The 18658-nt window shown below is 70.3% G+C and carries 15 protein-coding genes; 6 read left to right on the top strand and 9 right to left on the bottom strand.

Going from position 1 to position 18658, the window contains the following annotated elements:
- Nucleotides 1-7: 7 nt before the first annotated feature.
- Entirely contained in the window at nucleotides 8-733 is a 726-nt protein-coding gene (locus tag ACZ41I_RS18260; RefSeq protein WP_468514571.1) for a hypothetical protein, read from the bottom strand.
- Nucleotides 734-858: 125 nt separating this feature from the next.
- Here ACZ41I_RS18260 and ACZ41I_RS18265 point away from each other — a divergent pair, with 125 nt between their 5' ends.
- Together ACZ41I_RS18265 and ACZ41I_RS18270 are read left to right on the top strand one after the other, a co-directional pair.
- Nucleotides 859-2070 (top strand): pyridoxal phosphate-dependent aminotransferase, encoded by a 1212-nt coding sequence (locus ACZ41I_RS18265; RefSeq protein WP_363217301.1) that lies wholly within the window; start codon nucleotides 859-861, stop codon nucleotides 2068-2070.
- A gap of 112 nt (nucleotides 2071-2182) precedes the next feature.
- A complete protein-coding gene (locus ACZ41I_RS18270; RefSeq protein ID WP_468514572.1) occupies nucleotides 2183-2602 on the top strand; it encodes an SCO4983 family protein in 420 nt (139 codons plus the stop codon).
- A gap of 84 nt (nucleotides 2603-2686) precedes the next feature.
- Here ACZ41I_RS18270 and ACZ41I_RS18275 read toward each other — a convergent pair whose 3' ends face one another.
- Nucleotides 2687-3112: a DUF3592 domain-containing protein gene (locus ACZ41I_RS18275; protein ID WP_363217303.1), complete on the bottom strand. Its 426-nt coding sequence runs from the start codon at nucleotides 3110-3112 to the stop codon at nucleotides 2687-2689.
- Between the two features lie 203 nt (nucleotides 3113-3315).
- On the bottom strand, nucleotides 3316-5136 hold the full coding sequence (locus ACZ41I_RS18280) for a phosphoenolpyruvate carboxykinase (GTP) (RefSeq protein WP_363217304.1): 1821 nt from the start codon (nucleotides 5134-5136) through the stop codon (nucleotides 3316-3318).
- Between the two features lie 289 nt (nucleotides 5137-5425).
- Here ACZ41I_RS18280 and trhA point away from each other — a divergent pair, with 289 nt between their 5' ends.
- The 4 genes from trhA (at nucleotide 5426) to ACZ41I_RS18300 (ending at nucleotide 9209) form a co-directional block, all read left to right on the top strand.
- A complete protein-coding gene (gene trhA / locus ACZ41I_RS18285; RefSeq protein WP_399764045.1) occupies nucleotides 5426-6139 on the top strand; it encodes a PAQR family membrane homeostasis protein TrhA in 714 nt (237 codons plus the stop codon).
- A gap of 110 nt (nucleotides 6140-6249) precedes the next feature.
- Nucleotides 6250-7815, top strand: a complete 1566-nt coding sequence (locus ACZ41I_RS18290; protein WP_468514573.1) for a DHA2 family efflux MFS transporter permease subunit — start codon at nucleotides 6250-6252, stop codon at nucleotides 7813-7815.
- Between the two features lie 5 nt (nucleotides 7816-7820).
- Entirely contained in the window at nucleotides 7821-8453 is a 633-nt protein-coding gene (locus ACZ41I_RS18295) for a TetR/AcrR family transcriptional regulator (protein ID WP_468319506.1), read from the top strand.
- Between the two features lie 33 nt (nucleotides 8454-8486).
- A complete protein-coding gene (locus ACZ41I_RS18300) occupies nucleotides 8487-9209 on the top strand; it encodes a Mut7-C RNAse domain-containing protein (RefSeq protein WP_399764038.1) in 723 nt (240 codons plus the stop codon).
- Here the strand turns inward: ACZ41I_RS18300 and ACZ41I_RS18305 are convergent.
- From ACZ41I_RS18305 to ACZ41I_RS18330, 6 genes are all read right to left on the bottom strand, one after another.
- Nucleotides 9206-11608: a galactose oxidase-like domain-containing protein gene (locus ACZ41I_RS18305; RefSeq protein ID WP_399764035.1), complete on the bottom strand. Its 2403-nt coding sequence runs from the start codon at nucleotides 11606-11608 to the stop codon at nucleotides 9206-9208. The two genes, ACZ41I_RS18300 and ACZ41I_RS18305, sit on opposite strands and share 4 nt — an antisense overlap.
- A 31-nt stretch (nucleotides 11609-11639) precedes the next feature.
- On the bottom strand, nucleotides 11640-12824 hold the full coding sequence (locus ACZ41I_RS18310) for a glycosyltransferase (RefSeq protein WP_468514574.1): 1185 nt from the start codon (nucleotides 12822-12824) through the stop codon (nucleotides 11640-11642).
- Nucleotides 12821-14473, bottom strand: coding sequence for an ArnT family glycosyltransferase (locus ACZ41I_RS18315; RefSeq protein ID WP_468514575.1), 1653 nt, complete (start codon nucleotides 14471-14473; stop codon nucleotides 12821-12823). Before ACZ41I_RS18315 ends, ACZ41I_RS18310 begins: the two co-directional genes overlap by 4 nt.
- Entirely contained in the window at nucleotides 14470-15738 is a 1269-nt protein-coding gene (locus tag ACZ41I_RS18320; RefSeq protein ID WP_399764031.1) for a glycosyltransferase, read from the bottom strand. Before ACZ41I_RS18320 ends, ACZ41I_RS18315 begins: the two co-directional genes overlap by 4 nt.
- Nucleotides 15739-15961: 223 nt before the next feature.
- Nucleotides 15962-17995, bottom strand: a complete 2034-nt coding sequence (locus tag ACZ41I_RS18325) for a thioredoxin domain-containing protein (protein WP_468514576.1) — start codon at nucleotides 17993-17995, stop codon at nucleotides 15962-15964.
- Entirely contained in the window at nucleotides 17976-18566 is a 591-nt protein-coding gene (locus tag ACZ41I_RS18330; RefSeq protein WP_468514577.1) for an ArsR/SmtB family transcription factor, read from the bottom strand. The genes ACZ41I_RS18325 and ACZ41I_RS18330 overlap by 20 nt, the downstream gene beginning before the upstream one ends.
- Nucleotides 18567-18658: the final 92 nt, after the last annotated feature.

The raw sequence follows: 18658 nt of genomic DNA on the forward strand, positions 1-18658 counted from the left end.
CGGGCGGTCAGCGGGGGCGTTTGGTGGTGCCGTGACCGTGCCCCCGGCCGGCGGGGAAGGACGACGTGGAGTCGGCCGGGCCGGCCGTCGTCGTGGTGGGTGTGGGCGTGGGAGTGGGGGCGGGTGGGGCGGAGGTCACGGCGGTCGGGGCGCTGTCCGGGGCGCCGGTCGACCGGGACGCCTGGACGGCCGGGGAGGCCGTCGAGCCGGGCGGCGCGGCCGAGGGGGAGCCGGCGACGGCCGTCGAGGCGGTCGCGGCCGGGGAGCCGTGGTCCGTGCGGGGGCTCGCGGAGGCCGAGTCACCGACGGCGACCCGCCCGCCGCCGGCCGGCCGGGACCCGTCCGGGGCCGCGGAATCGGAGCCGCCCGCCACCGCGGCGATCACCGCGACCGCACCGGCCACGCCCAGCACCCCGGCGACGGCCGCCACCCGCCGCCGGCCGCCCGTGCGCCGCCCGGCGCGCCGCCGCGCGGCCCGCCCCGCACCCGGCCGTACCGCCTCGTACGGCTCGTACGGCTCGACCGGCTCATGGGGGGCGTAGGACTCGTAGGGCTCGTCGGGCCCGTACGGCTCGGGCAGCGAAGGCAGCTCGCGCGTCTGGTCGTAGGCACTCTGCCAGCCGTGTGCGGCGGCCGGGTCGGCGTACTCCTCGTACGCCGGCGCCGGAGCCTGCCGGAGGTACACGCTCGGCGGCGCCGGAGGCGACGGCTGGTGCTCCCGTTCGGTGGACATGACAGCGGATTGTAGGGACGCAAGTGACTGCTGAGACAGCCTTCGGCGATATCCGGGCAAACCTCTCCGTCTCACGTGTCGGAAAACACGACCCAGGAGGCATTACCGGGCCGTAAGCTCACGACATGCAGGTGATCCAGTCGACCAAGCTCGCCAACGTCTGTTACGAGATCCGGGGCCCGGTTCTCGAAGAGGCCATGCGGCTGGAGGCAGCGGGGCACCGCATTCTCAAGCTCAACACCGGCAACCCGGCCGCCTTCGGCTTCGAGTGCCCGCCGGAGATCCTGGAGGACATCCTCCGCAATGTCTCCAGCGCGCACGGCTACGGCGACGCCAAGGGCCTGCTGGCCGCCCGCCGCGCGGTCGTCATGCACAACCAGACCCTCGGCATCGAGACGGACGTCGAGCACGTCTTCATCGGCAACGGCGTCTCCGAGCTGATCGTGATGGCCATGCAGGGGCTTCTCGACGACGGCGACGAGGTCCTCGTACCGGCCCCGGACTACCCCTTGTGGACGGCGGCCGTCTCCCTATCCGGCGGTACGGCGGTGCACTACCGCTGCGACGAACAGTCCGACTGGATGCCGGACCTCGCCGACGTCGAACGCAAGGTCACCGACCGCACCAAGGCGATCGTGATCATCAACCCGAACAATCCGACGGGGGCCGTGTACGACGAGGCGATGCTCAGGGGGCTCACCGACATCGCCCGCCGGCACAACCTGCTGGTGTGCTCCGACGAGATCTACGACAAGATCCTCTACGACGGCGCCACCCACACCCCGACCGCCAAGGTCGCCCCCGACCTGCTCACCCTCACCTTCAACGGCATGTCGAAGGCGTACCGGGTGGCCGGCTACCGGGTCGGCTGGATGGCGGTCTCCGGCCCGCGCGCCCACGCCGACTCCTACATCGAGGGCCTGACGATCCTGGCGAACATGCGCCTGTGCGCGAACATGCCGGGACAGCACGGGGTGGTCGCCGCGCTCAGCGGACGCCAGTCGATCAACGACCTGGTGCTGCCGGGCGGCCGGCTGAAGGAGCAGGTGGACACCGCCTACGAGCTGCTGACGCAGATTCCCGGCGTGAGCTGTGTGCGCCCCAAGGGCGCGCTGTATCTCTTCCCGCGCCTCGACCCCCAGGTCTTCAAGATCAAGGACGACCGGCGGATGGTCCTGGACCTGCTGCGCCAGGAGAAGATCATGGTCGTCCAGGGCACGGGCTTCAACTGGCCGGAGCCGGACCACTTCCGTGTGGTCACCCTGCCGACGGTCGGCGATCTCCGTGACGCGATCACCCGGATCGGGAACTTCCTGGACGGATACAGCCAGCCGTAGCGGACGGACGCAGCCGGCCGTAGCCGACGGACTCCATTCCGTGACACGACTCAACTTTAGACGAAATCCAAGCTAGGATGGCTTCCTGTCAGAGCACAGGAGGCCATCACTCATGTACGAACCGATCCGCACCAAGTCGGTGCACAGCACGATGGCCGGCACCCCCTCCGACTTCCCCCACCGGTCGCGCGAGGAGGAGCTGGACATCCAGCTCGCCGGACACCTCGCCGCGCTGCTCGCCGTGACCGACGAACTGCGGGCACTGACTCCGTCGGCCGATCTGGAGACCGCCGCGGAGCGGCTCGCCGACCAGGTGGCCCGGCTGCGGGGCGGACGCAGCCCGCTGCGCGCGGCGCCGTCCGTGTCCGGCGACGCCATGGCGCTGCACCAGCGCGCGCACGCCCTCGCCGGCCGCGCGCTCGTGGTCGCCGCCTCGCGCGCCGACACGGCGGCGGCGATCCTCGCCGCCGAGCGGATGGACGCGCACACCGACGCACTGTCGGAGCCGAAGGAACTGAGCACCACCGCCTGACCCCGCAGGGTCCCCCGATCGGCCCCGGTCCGCGTGCACCCGCAGCGACGCGCGGACCGGGCGCCACACACCGCGTCGGCTTGGTCAAAGGGTGAGCAGCCGGACGAGCAAAGCCGTCACCGTGCCCACCGTGAACACCGCCCCCAGCACGGTGAACAGCAGGTCGACCGCCCTCATGTCCCAGCCCTCGACCGCAAACCGGTGCGGGGCCTGCGGGTCGTATCGGACCACAACGTACGACCCCACACGGAAGTTGTGGGCGACGACTCCGCGTCCGAACCTGGAGGAGTACTCGCACGTGCGCCCGTCCTGTGCCGTCCAGGCCACGACCAGGTGGTAGAACGTGGCGCCCTCGTCGTCCCGCCTGACATCGTGGCGGACGACCCGGGCCTCGGCGGTGACACCCACGCGGCGAAGCGTGCCGGCGAGGCGGAGGCCGTACAGGCCGAAGCCGAGGGAGAGCACGCCGATCGTCAGAGGGATGAGAGAGAAGAGCCATTCGCGTTCCACGTGTTACGCGACGCGTGCGCCCGGCTGTCGGTTGCGACGGAGGGGGCGGCAGTGGCCCCGCTCGGGCGGGGCTCTGCACGGCACCGATGAAGCCGGGGCCCCGCACGCCTTTGTGCGGGGCCCCGGTGGGTGGTCACCACGGCCGGCCGTGACGATCGCTGGTCAGGGCATCCGGACCGGCCGTGGAGTCTTCAGCGGGCGGTTCAGCCCAGGCGCTCCACCAGCGCGCGGTACTGGTCCCACAGCTCCTTCGGGGTGTGGTCGCCGAAGGTGTTGAGGTGCTCGGGGACCAGGGCGGCCTCCTCGCGCCAGACCTCCTTGTCGACCGTGAGCAGGAAGTCCAGGTCCGACTCGGACAGTTCGAGGCCCTTGGTGTCCAGCGCGCCCTTGGCCGGCAGCACGCCGATCGGGGTCTCGACGCCCTCGGCCTTGCCGTCCAGCCGCTCCACGATCCACTTCAGGACACGGGAGTTCTCGCCGAAGCCCGGCCAGACGAACTTGCCCTCGTCGTTCTTGCGGAACCAGTTGACGTAGTAGATCTTCGGCAGCTTGGACTGGTCCTTGCCCTTGGCGACGTCGACCCAGTGGCCCATGTAGTCGCCCATGTTGTACCCGCAGAACGGCAGCATCGCGAACGGGTCGCGGCGCAGCTCGCCGACCTTGCCCTCGGCGGCGGCGGTCTTCTCGGAGGCCACGTTGGCACCGAGGAAGACACCGTGGTTCCAGTCGAAGGACTCCGTCACCAGCGGCACCGCGCTGGCACGCCGGCCGCCGAAGAGGATCGCCGAGATCGGCACGCCCTTGGGGTCCTCCCACTCCGGCGCGATGATCGGGCACTGGGACGCGGGAACCGTGAAGCGGGCGTTGGGGTGGGCGGCCGGGGTCTCGGACGCCGGCGTCCAGTCGTTGCCCTTCCAGTCGGTGAGGTGGGCCGGGGGCTCCTCGGTCATGCCCTCCCACCACACGTCACCGTCGTCGGTGAGCGCGACGTTGGTGAAGACCGCGTTGCCCCACAGCGTCTTCATCGCGTTGGCGTTGGTGTGCTCACCGGTGCCGGGCGCGACACCGAAGAAGCCGGCCTCGGGGTTGATCGCGTACAGGCGGCCGTCCTCGCCGAAGCGCATCCAGGCGATGTCGTCGCCGATGGTCTCCACGGTCCAGCCGGAGATCGTGGGCTCCAGCATGGCGAGGTTCGTCTTGCCGCAGGCGCTCGGGAAGGCGGCGGCGACGTACTTGGCCTCGCCCTGCGGCGGGGTGAGCTTGAGGATCAGCATGTGCTCGGCCAGCCAGCCCTCGTCACGCGCCATGACGGAGGCGATGCGCAGGGCGTAGCACTTCTTGCCGAGCAGGGCGTTGCCGCCGTAGCCGGAGCCGTAGGACCAGATCTCGCGGTCCTCGGGGAAGTGGGAGATGTACTTCGTGGAGTTGCACGGCCACGGAACGTCGTCCTGGCCCTCCTCCAGCGGGGCGCCGAGGGAGTGGACGGCCTTGACGAAGAAGCCGCTGTCGCCGAGCTCGTCCAGGACGGCCTGGCCCATGCGCGTCATCGTGCGCATGGAGACGGCGACGTAGGCGGAGTCGGTGATCTCCACGCCGATCGCGGACAGCGGCGAGCCCAGCGGACCCATGCAGAACGGGACGACGTACATGGTGCGGCCCCGCATGGAGCCGCGGAACAGGCCCTTCTCACCGCTGAAGATCTCCCGCATCTCGGCGGGCGCCTTCCAGTGGTTGGTCGGGCCGGCGTCCTCCTCCTTCTCGGAGCAGATGAAGGTCCGGTCCTCGACGCGGGCGACGTCGGTCGGGTCGGAGGCGGCGTAGTAGGAGTTCGGGCGCTTGATCGGGTCGAGCCTCTTGAAGGTGCCCTTGGCCACCAGCTCTGCACACAGCCGGTCGTACTCGGCCTCGGAGCCGTCACACCAGACCACGCTGTCCGGCTGCGTCAGTTCGGCGATCTCGTCGACCCACGAGATCAGTTCCTGGTGATGGGTGGGAACGCTGGAAGCCGAGTTGTCGCGCGCCACGGTTGCTCCTAAGTGAGGGATTTTGTCCTTGTGGCCCCGTGGGGGCTGCGACCCGGACGCTTCTGTGCTGCTCATCCGGTGCCGACTGCACTCATTTGATCGTATCCGACACGAGTGCCCATATGTCCAGGGGACCTCACAGGTGAGCACGTGAGGAAGGCCACGGTTTCCAGCGCCGTTTACGTTTCCTTTACGTCCAGGTTTGCGTCACCTGAAGGTCTTTTTGCGTTCGATCGACCAAGAGCCTCACTGATTCCCGACTTACGGCGCCGTAGGTACCATGCCCCGCATGACTGCGTCCGCTCCCGACGCGCCCACGGAGACGCCGGCCAGCGGCCGCGGCCCCGTAGCGCTCTCCTTGCCGCATCCGGTCAAGCCCAGGCTCCGCGGCTGGCTGCACCTCGGCATGTTTCCGGCCGTGCTCATCGCGGGCCTCGTCCTCACCGCCCTCGCCGACTCCACCAGAGGCCGTATCGCCTGCGGGATCTACGTCCTGACGGCCTGTCTGCTCTTCGGCATCAGCGCGCTGTACCACCGGGGAAACTGGAGCCCCCGGATGGACGGCGTCCTGCGCCGCCTGGACCACGCCAACATCTTCCTGATCATCGCGGGCACCTACACTCCGCTGACCCTGCTGCTCCTTCCCGGCGGGAAGGGCCAGTGGCTGCTGTGGGGCATCTGGGCCGCCGCCGCGGCCGGCATCGTCTTCCGGGTCTTCTGGGTCGGCGCCCCGCGCTGGCTCTACACGCCCTGCTACATCGCGATGGGCTGGGCGGCCGTCTTCTTCCTGCCCGACTTCCTGCGCACCGGCGGCATCGCGGTGCTGGTCCTGGTGGTCGTCGGCGGCCTGCTCTACAGCGCCGGCGGCGTGATCTACGGCATCAAGCGGCCGAACCCGTCGCCGCGCTGGTTCGGCTTCCACGAGGTCTTCCACTCCCTCACGCTGGCCGCCTTCGTGGTCCACTACGTCGGCATCTCGCTGGTGGCGTACCAGCACGCGTAACCGCAACCCATCCCTTCCCGGCCACGGCTCATCCGCCGTGGCCGTTTTTCGTGCGCCTGACACCAGATCGCCATTGACAGTCACATGTTTTTAAGAGTTACTTTCATTCCATGGTTACTGTCACTCACGTCGATGAGCCGCGGCACGACTCCCGCCGCTGGTGGGCCCTCGGGGCCCTGGTCGCGAGCATGCTGGTGCTCGGCTTCGACATGACGATCCTCAACGTGGCCCTGCCGACGATGGCCGGGCAGCTCGGCGCCACGACGGGCCAACAGCAGTGGATGGCGGACGCGTACGTCGTCGTGTTCGCCGCGCTGATGCTCCCGGCCGGACTGCTCGGGGACCGGTTCGGGCGGCGCCGAATGCTGATCGCGGGACTCATGGTCTTCCTGGCGGGCTCGCTGCTCGGTGCACTGGCCGGGGATGTGGACGTGGTGATCGCCGCCCGCGCCGTCATGGGCCTCGGCGCCGCGTTCATCACTCCACTGGCGATGTCCGTGCTGCCCTCGCTGTTCACGCGGCAGGAGCAGGGCAAGGCCATCGGCCTGGTCTCCACCGGCAGCGCCCTGGGCATGCCGCTGGGACCGATCATCGGCGGCTGGCTGCTCGACCACTACTGGTGGGGATCGGTCTTCCTGATCAACATCCCGATGGTCGCCATCGGCATCCTCGCCTGCGTCCTGCTGCTCCCCGAGACCCGTGACCCGCACTCCCCCACGGTCGACGCGCTGTCCACCGTGTTCACCACCGCCGGGCTGGGGGCCCTGGTCTACGCGACCACCGAGGCCTCCGACCGCGGCTGGGACGACCCACTGGTCCTCGCTCTGTTCGCCGGGTCCGCGGCTCTCATCGCCGCGCTCGTGCTGCGCTCGCGCCGGGTCCGGCGCCCCATGCTGGACCTCACCCTGCTCGCCCGGCGCGGCTTCCTGCTCAACGCCGTCGCCGCGACCCTCGTGATGTTCGTGCTGTCCGGCCTGATGTTCGTCCTGCCGGCCTACCTCCAGGCCGTCCTCGGCAACGACACGCTCGGCACCGGCGTACGGATGCTGCCGATGGTTCTCGGCCTGTCCGTCGCCGCGAAGCTCGCCCCGCCGGTCGCCGCCCGTTTCGGCGCGCGTGCCTCGGTCAGCGCGGGCCTGGTGGTGCTGGCCTTCGCCGCCTTCCTCGGCAGTCGTACGACGACCGGCTCCGGCTACGGCTTCACCGCACTGTGGCTCACCACCGCCGGACTGGGCTTCGGCTTCGCCCTCGTACCGGCCATGACGGGCGCGCTCGGCACCCTGCCCCGGGACCGGGCCGGCAGCGGCTCCGGACTGCTGATGACCCTGCGCCAGGTGGGCTCCGCGATCGGCATCGCCCTGCTCGGCAGCCTGCTGGCCGACACCTTCCGGGACCGCCTGGACGTCACCGGGCTGCCCGCGAAGGCCGCCGACACCGCAGGGGACTCGGTCGTCGCCGCCCGTCTGATCGCCGAGAAGGCCCACTCCGCCCACCTCGCCGCCTCCGCGAACGGTGCGTACGTCCACGGCATGACCGTCGTGCTGCTGGTGTGCGGTGCCGCCGCCCTGGTCTCCGCACTGCTGGCGGCGGCCTTCCTGCCCGGGACGACGGCGGCCGGGCCCGCGGAGGCCGCCGCCCCCGACGTGGTCGCCCCGCGGGAGGATGCCCGACAATGACCCCCATGACGGCCGCACGTTCCCCCCTCTCCCCCGCCGACCGCCCGCAACTGGGTCTGCGCGAGCGCAAGAAGATCAAGACCCGTGAGGCGATCCGCACCGCGACATACGAACTGATCAGGGAGCAGGGGTACGACGCCACGACCGTCGACCAGATCGCCGAGCGGGCCGAGGTGTCGCCGTCGACCGTCTTCCGGTACTTCCCGACCAAGGAGGACATCGTCCTCACCGACGAGTACGACCACCTGATGGCGGAGGAACTGCGGGCCCGCCCGGCGGACGAGCCGCTGCTGGAGTCGCTGCGGTACGTCATGCGCGCGTCGCTCGCCGGCCTGATGCACGACGACCCCGAGGTGCTCCGGCTGCGGACGCGTCTCGGAGTCGAGGTCCCCGCCGTCCGCTCCCGGGTGTTCGAGAGCATGGCGAGCACCAGTGTCCTGCTCCGCCGGGCCATCGCGGACCGCACGGGCCACGACCCGGACAGCCTTGAGGTGCGGGTCTACTCCATGTCCGTCATCGCCGGGCTCATGGAGGCCAACATGTACTGGGGCGAGCACGACCAGGAGGGCGACCTGGGCGACCTCATGGAACGCGCCCTCACGGTCCTGGAACACGGCCTGCCCACCGAAAACCGCTGAGGTCCGGGCGGCCCCCCGTGCGATCCTGACGGGGTGAACCGACCCGAGATCCACGTCGAAGTCGCCCCCGCGCTCCATCTGTTCGTGCCGGCCGCCCGACGGGGCGGCGCCACGCCGCTCGGCACGGACGGCGTCTCGACGCTCGGCCATGTCATCGAGTCCCTCGGCGTCCCGCTGACCGAGGTCGGCGCACTGGTCGTGGACGGCCGTGAAGTACCTGTCTCGCACATCCCGGCGGCGGGCGAGACGGTGTTGGTCCAGCCCGTCACCCGCCCCCAGCAGGTCCCCGGCGCCCCGCTCCGCTTCCTCCTCGACGTGCACCTGGGCACCCTCGCCCGCCGCCTCCGGCTGCTCGGTGTGGACACGGCGTACGAGTCGACGGACATCGGCGACCCGGCGCTGGCCGCGCGCTCGGCGTCGGAGCAGCGGGTGATGCTCAGCCGCGACCGAGGGCTCCTGCGCCGCCGCGAACTGTGGGCCGGCGCCTTCGTCTACAGCACCCGCCCCGACGACCAGCTGCACGACGTCCTCGACCGGTTCGCCCCCGCCCTGAACCCCTGGACCCGCTGCACCGCCTGCAACGGCCTGCTCAGGCAAGCCACCAAGGAGGAGGTCGCCGGGCAGCTCAAGCACGGCACGCAACGCTCGTACGACGTCTTCGCCCAGTGCACGGAATGCGGTCGCGCCTACTGGAAGGGCGCGCACCACGACCAGCTGGAAGCGATCGTGGAGCGCGCCCTGACGGAGCATGGTTAGCGCCTGCTCGTATCCCTCTTCTCACAGGCGATGCCGTTCCGGTTCCGGTCCAGGCCCAGCGGGTCGTCGCCGCCGTTGACCTTCAGCCGGCCGTAGTGGTTCTGCTTGAGCCAGGTGCAGCGCGCCGCCGCCGTCTTCTTCACCTTGGGCGGGAAGACCGTCGGCACACAGACGTTGACCGAGCCGTAGTGCCGGTCGCAGCCGGAGATCGTCGGGCTGACCGCTTGCGAGGTGCGCTTCTGCCCCGGGCCGGACTCCTTGCCGGACAGCGCGTCGGCGAAGGCGTGGACGTGCGGCGATGCGGTGGTGGCGCCGAGGGCCGCCGGGCCCGTCAGGTGCACCCACCTGGCCACCGAGGGAACGCCGTTGGCGTCGACCGCGAAGAGCATGTACCAGCCGGGCGGGGCGATGTTCGGGTTGTTCGTCACGTTCAGGTCGACGTTGTTGCCGTCCACGCTCAGCGGCAGGTCGACGAAACGCTGGTTCGGGTCGGAGGAGTGGGTGACCGCGGCGGGCCGGATCAACTCGGCCCTGGCGATGGGGTGGTCGACGGTGATCCGCTGGGTGTCGCCGTACTTCCACTCCTGGTTGATCACCGAGGTGATCGTCGGTCGCGTGCCCTTGTAGAGGTACGGCGGGGTGTAGATCGACACGTTGCGGTTCCAGCTGCCGTTGCCCGGGTTGTCACCAGTGGCCATCACCCGGCCGTCGGGCAGCAGGAAGGCCGTGGAGTGGTAGCCGCGGGACTGGGGGTCGGCGGCCACGGGGTCGAAGGTGTTGGTGCCGGGGTCGTAGACCGAGGACTCGTACACCGGGTCGGCCCGGTTGTGCAGGGCGCCGCCGGTCTCCAGCACCTTGCCGTCGGGCAGCAGGACCGCGGAGACGTACATCTTGCCCTGGTTGCCGGTCTCGGCGACCTTGCCGCTGCCGAGGTCGACCGTGCCCTGCGGGAGCGGCGGCCCGGCGACGTACGACGGGTTGGCCTGCTTGAGGTCGATCACGTCGGTGAGGCGGCCCGCGTCGGGGTTGGAGTCGATGTTGCCGCCGCCGATGGTGAGGACCCTCTGGTCCTGCGCGGGGGGCAGCAGCACGGACGCCGACTGGTCGCGCTGGTCCTTGTTCTGCAGGCCGGGGATCTGCGTGATCGTGTTGGCGTCGTAGTCGTAGATCGCCGAACCCGTGCCGGGGATGTTGTTGCCGAAGACATGGCTGCCCGTGTAGAAGAGGCGGCCGTCCTGCATCAGGACCATCGCCGGGTACAGGCCCCAGAAGGACCAGGTCTGGTTGACCTTCCAGGACGGCAGCCACTGCTGGTCCTTGTCCGACCAGCGGTCGGCGGTCACCGAACCCGTGGAGTCCTCGCGCAGGCCGCCGAAGGTGATGACGTCACCGTTGCCCAGTTCGGTGGCCGACGGGTACCAGTGGCCGTCGTTGAGGTCGTTGGTCTTGGTGTAGGTCTCTGTCTTCGGGTCGAAGACGTACGAGTCCTTGAACCCCTCGTAGCCGTGCCCGCCCGCGACCGGGTACGCCTTGTTGCCGCTCAGCACCAGCACCCGGCCGTCCTGCAGCTGCACATGCCCGGCGCAGAACATGTCCTTCGGCGTGGGGACGACCTTGTAGGTGCCCGTCGCCGGGTCGTACACCGCGGAGGTGAACGTGCCCGCGTTGAAGGCGTCCTCGCTGTTGCCCGAGCCGGCGATCAGCAGCACCTTGCCGTTGTTGAGGACGACCGAGTGCATGGAGCGGACCGGGTTCTGCGTCGGCAGCACGGACCAACTGCCGTTCGCGCACTGGTCGTCCGTGCCCGTGCACCGGGCGGGCGGGAGCGGGTCGGGGACCTGCTCCATGGTGTAGTCGTCGGTGGTCGCCGATCCGGTGCCGTAGACGGAGACACCCCAGGTGATGCGGTCGGTGCCGGCCGGTATCTCGGGGGTGCGGACCGTGGCCGGGGTCCAGCTCGACGCCATCTGGAGGGTCTTGACGTCGGTCCAGTACTGCCAGCCCGTCGTGCTGTCGTGCCGGAAGAGGGTGACGTTCGCGTCCGGGGTCGTGGTCTTGTACCAGAGCCCCAGGTCGTACTGCTTGCCGACGCTCACCGCGGGCGCGCAGTCGGCGGACTCCAGGAACATCGCCTTGCGGTCGCCGTCGACCCGGCGGGTCAGGGTGACCTTCATGGCCTTGGCACCGGAGTGCGCGTCGGAGGTGGTCTCGTAGGTGAAGTCGTTGTCGCCCCAGCCCGCTTTCTCCCAGCAGTACGGCATGTCACCGGTGCCGGCGGTCTCGAACCCGGGATTCTTGATCAGGTTGGCGGCCTCGGCGCTCTGCGGCGAGGTGAGGAGCAGACCGGCGGTCAGGGCGCCCACCCCGACCAGTGCGGTCCGTCTGCGGTACGTGCTCACACGGCTCTCCTTGCGGTGGTACGGCTGTGCTTCATCGGGCGGACGCCGGGGTACGGCGTCGTCGCGGGAGGTAGACCAGCGCCTCGGTGCCGACGAAGCGCAGGACGAAGGTCAGCACCAGCGCCAGGGCGGTGGCGGGCAGGGCGCCCATGCCGAACCGGCCGACGAGGAGTGCGATCAGGGGGATGCGCAGCACCAGGTCGGCGTTGGCGAGGAGCGCGAACCGGCCGAGCCGGTCCCACCAGCGGCGGTGTGCGCGCCGGTCGCGGAACAGCAGGTGCTCGATGAGCAGGAAGTTCCAGGCGACGCCGAGCTGGTTGGCGAGGATCTCGGCGGGCACGTAGTGCATGCCGAGGGCGGTGAGGGCGTAGAGACCCGCCAGGTTCGGTACGAAGCCGCTCGCTCCGATCAGCCCGAAGCCGATCATGCGGGCGACCGGGGAGGCGGTGCGCAGGCCGGCCAGGTGGCGCAGGAAGCGCAAGCCCTCCCGGGCGGTGGACTTGGACTCGCCGGCGTAGCGGTCCTGGAAGACGAACGGCACCTCGGCGACCCGGCGCGGACGGCTGCGGACGGCCAGCTCCAGCAGGATCTTGTAGCCGAGGGGCTTCAGCACCTCGGCTGTGACCGCGCTGCGCCGGACGGCGAAGAAGCCGCTCATCGGGTCGCTGATGCCGTGCAGCCGACGCGGGAAGAGGGCCTTGGTGAGCCAGGTGGCGCCGCGCGAGACGGCCACCCGGTAGCCGCCGGCGAGCCCGGCCCGGCTGCCGCCCTCGATGTACCGGGAGGCGACGACGAGCCCGGCGTTCGCCCGTTCGCCGGTGGCCACCAGCTCCGGTACCAGCGACGGCGGATGCTGGCAGTCGCCGTCCATGACGACGATCCACTCCGAGGTCGCCGCCCGCAGCCCCTCGACCACCGCCCCGCCGAGCCCGCCGACGGGTTCCGCCCGGTGCCGTACGGCCACCGGGAACGGGCAGTCCTGGGCGGCCTCGCGGATCACCTCGGGGGTGTCGTCGGTGGAGTCGTCCACGAAGACCACCTCGCACGGCAGCCGGACGGGCACGGACTCGGTGATCCGGTGCAGCAGCTGCCGGATGTTCGCGGACTCGTTGAAGGTCGGTACGACGATGGTGACGGCGCCGGGTTCGGGGACTGCGTCTTCCGCGGCTCGCCCGACGGCGTCGAGGCCGGGTACCGGGGCGGTGTACTCGCTCATCGGGTGCCCCCCGTGGCCGTGGCCTTGATCCGCCGGATCTCGATGCGGTCCTCCCCGTTGCCGAAGGTGGCGACCGGCGTGGAGTGCTGGATGGCGGCCCTGACGGTCGGCAGGTCCTTGGCGTCGCGGCGGACGGTCGGCGAGGCGACGACGTAGTCGAGGTCGCGCCAGCCGTGCGGGATGGTCCGGGTCACGGCCGGGTCGAGGTCGGCCTTGTAGAACCAGATGGCGCCGAGCCCGGGCCGGTAGCCGGCGTGCACGAGGTCCAGCCAGAGGGCGTCGTCGACGAGGATCCGGGTGTCCTCCGGGTCCGCCACCTTCGTGCCGAGCCAGTGGGAGGCCTGCCGGTAGGGCCGGTTGGCGTCGGCGGTGACGGCGGTGCGGTCGCCGTCGTACCAGTGCGGTACGACGTAGGCGCCGGCGGCCAGGGCGAGGGCGGCGGCGAGCGCGTACCGGCCGCCGGTGACGTACCGGTGCTCGCCGTCCTTGCGCCATCTGCTGATGACCATGTGGGCGACGGAGGCGGCACCGCCGGCGAGCACCAGGGCGAGGAAGGGCAGCGCACCGATGACGTACATGGCGGGCAGATAGCCGCTCGGCCGCAGGGCGACGGCGGCGAGGACGGCGACGGTGAGGGCCGGTCCGGCGAGCGCGCGGGCGGTGACCGACCAGCGCCCGGTGAGCAGCAGGAGCAGGGCTCCGGCGAGGCCGCCGAGGGGCAGGACGCGGTCGTAGTAGAGCCAGGAGTGCAGGACTCCGTACGAGCCGGAACCCGGGTCGAGGATGAATCCCGAGCCCGGCCTGGACATCTGGTAGGTGATGCCGTCCCAGAGGGAGACGTGCCCGGCACCGGGCAGCAACTCGCCCTTGAGCAGGGCGAACAGCGGGTAGGAGAAGCCGGTCAGGATGCAGGCGGTGACGGCTCCGGTGAGGGCGAACTTGCGGGTGTCGCGGTGGCTGTGCCGCCACATGGTGACGAACAGGGCGGGCAGGACGACGAGCATCGTCTCCTTGGTGAGGACGCCCGCGGCGGCGGCGAGGCCCGCGCCGAAGTGGTGCCAGAGGTGGCGGCTGGGCGAGGCGGCGAGGCAGAACGCCAGCAGCAGCCACATCACGGCGATGTTGTCGAGGAAGATCTCCCGGCTGAGGACGACCGCGAGCGGGGAGAGCCCGAGCAGGGCCATGCCGAGTCCGGCGGCCCAGCGGGGCAGGGAGAGCCGGCGCCCAAGAACGTACAGGAGGACCGCGCTGACGCCGCTGACCAGCAGCATGACGAGCCGCATGGTGCCGACGGTCATCGAGCCGGGGCTGACCGCCGAGGGGAGCCGGCTGAGCAGGGCTATCTGGATCCAGCCGAGCGGTGGGTGGTCGTACCAGTAGGTGTAGTGGGCCAGGCCCCGGCCCTGCTGGACGGCCCAGGCCTGGGCGAGGTAGGTGCCCTCGTCGTCGCTGAGGGTCGGGTATGCGGCGATGTTCCAGCCCTGGACGACGAGGATCGCCGTGAGCAGGACACCGCACAGGAGCAGGTCGGGCCGGGACGAGCGGAGCCGTGGCGGCGGCTGTGTTCGACCGGTCGAACGGGCCGTGGGCGCAGGTGTGGGCTGCGCGGGGACCTTCGCTGCGGTCACCGCGGGAAGTGTGGAGGTCACGCAGGAATGTCCTCTCGGGTGGGCTCGGCCGCGGTGAGGTGCGCGCCGACGTGCGTGGTCAACTCCCAGTCGTTACGGCCGCGTTGCTCGCGCCACACGGCGCGGATCGCGGCACCGGCGAGGAGGACCTGATAGAAGGGGCCGCCCACGATGAGCTTCACATAGTGGACGAGGCGGACCTTCAGGTCGTACTGCTTGCCGAAGTCGTGCAGCCCGACCACCTCGAAGACGAAGGTGACAGCGGCGGTGACCAGCGGCAGGAAGGTGAGGAAGGCGACACCGACGGGCACGTCCAGGAAGAGCGCGACGGCCGCGTTGAGCGGGATGATCACGCCGGAGAAGGCCTGCAGGAACGGCGTCATCAGGGTGTACCGGGCGAGCAGCCGCTGCCCGAACGTGGGCAGTTGCTTCCAGTCCTTCTTCCGGTACACCTGGAGGAAGCCCTGGTTCCACCGGGTGCGCTGCTTGAGCAGCGACATCAGCGAGCCGGGGGTCTCCTCGCGGGTGACCATGTCGGAGTCGTAGGCGACGACGACCTTCTTGCCGACGCTGGACAGCCGGACGCCCAGGTCGCAGTCCTCGGCGAGGCAGTTCGGGTCCCAGCCGTCCGCCTCCCTGAGGACGTCGGTCCGCACGAACACGGTGTTCCCGCCGAGCGGGATGAACCCCTTCTGCGCGTGCAGGTGCAGCCGGGAGCGGAACCAGAAAAAGTACTCCAGGCAGTTGCGCAGGCTGTACCAGCTGGAGTGGAAGTTGATGAGCTGGACGCCGCCCTGGACGACGTCCGCTCGCGTCGTCCGGAAGGCGTGGTCGACGTGTGCGAGCAGCTCCGGGTGGACCTGGTCCTCGGCGTCGAAGACCCCGACGACGTCGCCGCGGCAGTGCGGCAGCGCCGTGTTCATGGCCTTCGGCTTGTTCTTCTTCTCGTGGGTGTCGACGACGACCCGGACCCGCGGGTCCCGTGCGGCGGCCTGCTCGGCCACCTCGGTGGTCTCCGGATCGTCGTGCCCGACGATCACGATGATCTCGAAGTCGGTGTGTGTGGATTCCAGCAGCCGCTGGATGGTGTGGTCCAGCACCGCCTGCTCGTGCCGGGCGGGCAACAGCAGTGAGAACGACAGGTGTTCCCCGCCGTCCGGTCTGCCGAACCGGGTGGAGGCCAGCACCTCGGGCGTGCGCCACGCGTGCATCTGCCACCACAGGGTGAAGGCCGCCATCCAGAACAGGGCCAGTGAGACGGCACCGATGAAGACAGACGTGAGCAAAAAGATCCCCCCAGATCCCCGAATCCCCCTGTGCGGGAGACGGTGAGTGACCGTCCATCGACCCGCTGTGGAGAGAGTAGGGGGGATCTGTGAAGCGTGGGAGGTGTTCCGATAAATAGCTTGTTTCGGAACGGTGGTATCGGTAACAGGATCTATCCGCCTATCCGAACACGCGCTCCCGTTTCGGACATTCACGCCTTCCGGCGCCCGCGGTTCCCGACGCTCAGTGCCTGTTCAGGGATGCCCGCAGCCGCTCCGGATCGGTCGTCGGGGCGTCGCAGGAGAAGTGACGGCAGACATACGCCGCCGGCGCACCGGCCACGAGCGGACGGTCGGCGAGCAGCGGGAACTCGTCGCTCTCCGCAGTGCCGACGGCGACCACGGCACCCGGGGCGGTACCCAGAAGTGCCGCCCGGTGCAGGGCGGTTGTGCGCTCGTCCGCGAGATCGGGTCCGACGACGGCGACCTCCTTCGGCCCGTCGAGGAGGGCCTCGGCCACGGCGAGCCCCCAGCCGATGAACCGGGGCACACGCGGCCCGAGGGTCTTCACCACCCCCAGAGCGCGTTCGGCGGCGGTCCGATGGGCCTCGGATCCGGTGTGGGCGGCATAGCCCAGCAGGGCACCGGCCGCGGCGGTCCAGCCGGACGGGGTGGCGTTGTCGGTGGGATCCTGCGGCCGGCGGATGAGCCGCTCGGCGTCGGAGGCCGTGTCGTACAGCGCGCCGGTCTCCGGATCGGTGAAGCGGGCGAGCACATGACCGAGGAGCAGCCCGGCGAAATCGAGCCAGACGCCCTCGCCCGTCACGGACGCGAGCGCGAGGAAGCCCTCGGCGACATCGGCGTAGTCCTCCAGCACACCGGCGTTGGGACCGACCCGCCCGTCCTTGCTGGTGCGGGCGAGGCGGGCGTGGTCGTCGAGGTGGACGCGGACGAGGAGGTCGGCGGCGCCGACGGCGGCCTCGATCAGGTCGGGCCGGCCGAAGTAGGCGCCGGTCTCGGCGAGCGCGGCGACGGCCAGGCCGTTCCAGGCGGCGACGACCTTGTCGTCCCGGCCCGGCGCGGGGCGCTGCGCGCGCCGGCGGAGCAGGCGTTCCTTGATGGAGGCGATCTTCTGGGCGTCGGAGAGGACGTCTTCCTGGGGGAGCTGGAGCACCGACTGCCCGTGCTCGAAGGTCCCTTCCTCGGTCACACCGAAGTACCGGGCGGCGAGTTCCCCGTCCGCGTCCCCGAGGAGCGCCCTCAGCTGCTCGGGCGTCCACACGTAGTACGCGCCCTCGACGTGCCGCCCGCTTCCGTCGTCGCTGTCGGCATCGAGCGCGGAGGCGAACCCGCCCTGTTCCGTGCGCAGTTCACGCACGAGGAAGTCGGCGGTCTCCAGGGCGACCCGCCGGGCGAGGTCGGAACCGGTGGCCCGCCACAGGTGCGCATACACCCGGCACAGCAGGGCGTTGTCGTACAGCATCTTCTCGAAGTGCGGCACGACCCAGTCGCGGTCGACGGAGTAGCGGGCGAACCCGCCGCCGAGCTGGTCGTAGATGCCGCCGCGGGCCATGCGCTCACAGGTGTCCTGAGCCATCTGCAGCGCCCCCTCGGCGCCCGTGCGCGCGTGATGCCGCAGCAGGAACTCCAGCACCATGGACGGCGGGAACTTCGGCGCCCCGCCGAAACCGCCGCGCTGCGGGTCGTACTCGCGGGTCAGCCCCAGGAGCGCCTGGGCGAGTTCCGCCTCGCCGGGCGGCTGCGGGGCCTGCCGGACGATCTCCCGCTGGGCGAGATCGCGGACGATCTTCCCGGCCACCTCGGAGACCTCGTCACGCCGGGTGTCCCAGGCCTGCCGGACCCCTTCCAGCACCTGCCGGAAGGAGGGCATTCCGTGCCGCGGCGCGGGCGGGAAGTAGGTGCCGAAGTAGAAGGGCTCGGCATCCGGGGTGAGGAACACGGTCATGGGCCAGCCGCCCTGCCCGGTGGCGGCCTGTACGGCTTCCATGTAGACGGCGTCGACGTCGGGGCGTTCCTCGCGGTCGACTTTGATGTTGACGAAGTGCTCGTTGAGGTAGTCGGCGGTGGCCCGGTCCTCGAAGGACTCGTGAGCCATGACATGACACCAGTGACAGCTGCTGTATCCGACGCTCAGCAGCACGGGTTTGCCGGTGCTGCGAGCCTCGTCGAAGGCCTCGGCCGACCAGGGCCACCAGTCGACGGGGTTGTCGGCGTGCTGGAGCAGATACGGGGACGTCTCATGGGCCAGTCGGTTCACCGTTCCACTCTCCCACGGGCTCGGGCAGCGCGTAGAAACGCATGAGCACCGGGCGCGCCCCGTCCGGGGCCTGCTCGCGCGGGTGGCCGTACCGCGCGAGCAGGGCGTGGTACTCCTGCATGAATTTGAGCAGTTCCTCCCTGGTCATCCAGGTGCCGTGGCGCTGGATCTGGGCCCAGCCCCCGGGGCCGCGGTACTCCTGGTGGGCGCGGCGGTAGAGGGCGGTGTCGAACTCGATCTTGAGGTGCGCGAGCTGGGCGGCGGCCGCGTACTCGGCGGGGGTCATCGTGGCCGGGTCGGGGGTGGTGTGGCTGAAGGGCAGGCTCCGCCACCAGCGCTCCCGGCCGCCGGACTTCTCCGGGATCTCCTCGATGAGCCGCTGCTCGGCGAGTTTGCGCAGGTGGTAGCTGGTGGTGCCGGAGCTTTCGCCGAGTTCGCGGGCCAGGACGGTGGAGTTCGCCTCGCCGTGCCGGCCGAGGTACTCCAGGATCCGGCGGCGCAAGGGGTTGCCGAGGGACTTGTAGAGGGCGGTGCGCTCCAGGCTCGTCATCTCGGGCATGCCGTCGGTCATGCGGTCACCGTAACCCTGAGAACCCTGAGAAGTCCCTGAGGTATGCCGAATTTTCTTTGCAGAATTTTCTCTGCGCTCTACGGTGGAGGCAG

It is taken from the genome of Streptomyces sp. NPDC030799 (assembly GCF_055572255.1).

What these genes read in the sequence shown, in the direction of transcription:
- ACZ41I_RS18295 (WP_468319506.1), top strand. Translation starts at nt 7,821, where the DNA reads ATGACGGCCGCACGTTCCCCCCTCTCCCCCGCCGACCGCCCGCAACTG.
- ACZ41I_RS18290 (WP_468514573.1), top strand. Translation starts at nt 6,250, where the DNA reads ATGGTTACTGTCACTCACGTCGATGAGCCGCGGCACGACTCCCGCCGC.
- ACZ41I_RS18265 (WP_363217301.1), top strand. Translation starts at nt 859, where the DNA reads ATGCAGGTGATCCAGTCGACCAAGCTCGCCAACGTCTGTTACGAGATC.
- ACZ41I_RS18260 (WP_468514571.1), bottom strand. Translation starts at nt 733, where the DNA reads ATGTCCACCGAACGGGAGCACCAGCCGTCGCCTCCGGCGCCGCCGAGC.
- ACZ41I_RS18270 (WP_468514572.1), top strand. Translation starts at nt 2,183, where the DNA reads ATGTACGAACCGATCCGCACCAAGTCGGTGCACAGCACGATGGCCGGC.
- ACZ41I_RS18310 (WP_468514574.1), bottom strand. Translation starts at nt 12,824, where the DNA reads ATGAGCGAGTACACCGCCCCGGTACCCGGCCTCGACGCCGTCGGGCGA.
- ACZ41I_RS18330 (WP_468514577.1), bottom strand. Translation starts at nt 18,566, where the DNA reads ATGACCGACGGCATGCCCGAGATGACGAGCCTGGAGCGCACCGCCCTC.
- trhA (WP_399764045.1), top strand. Translation starts at nt 5,426, where the DNA reads ATGACTGCGTCCGCTCCCGACGCGCCCACGGAGACGCCGGCCAGCGGC.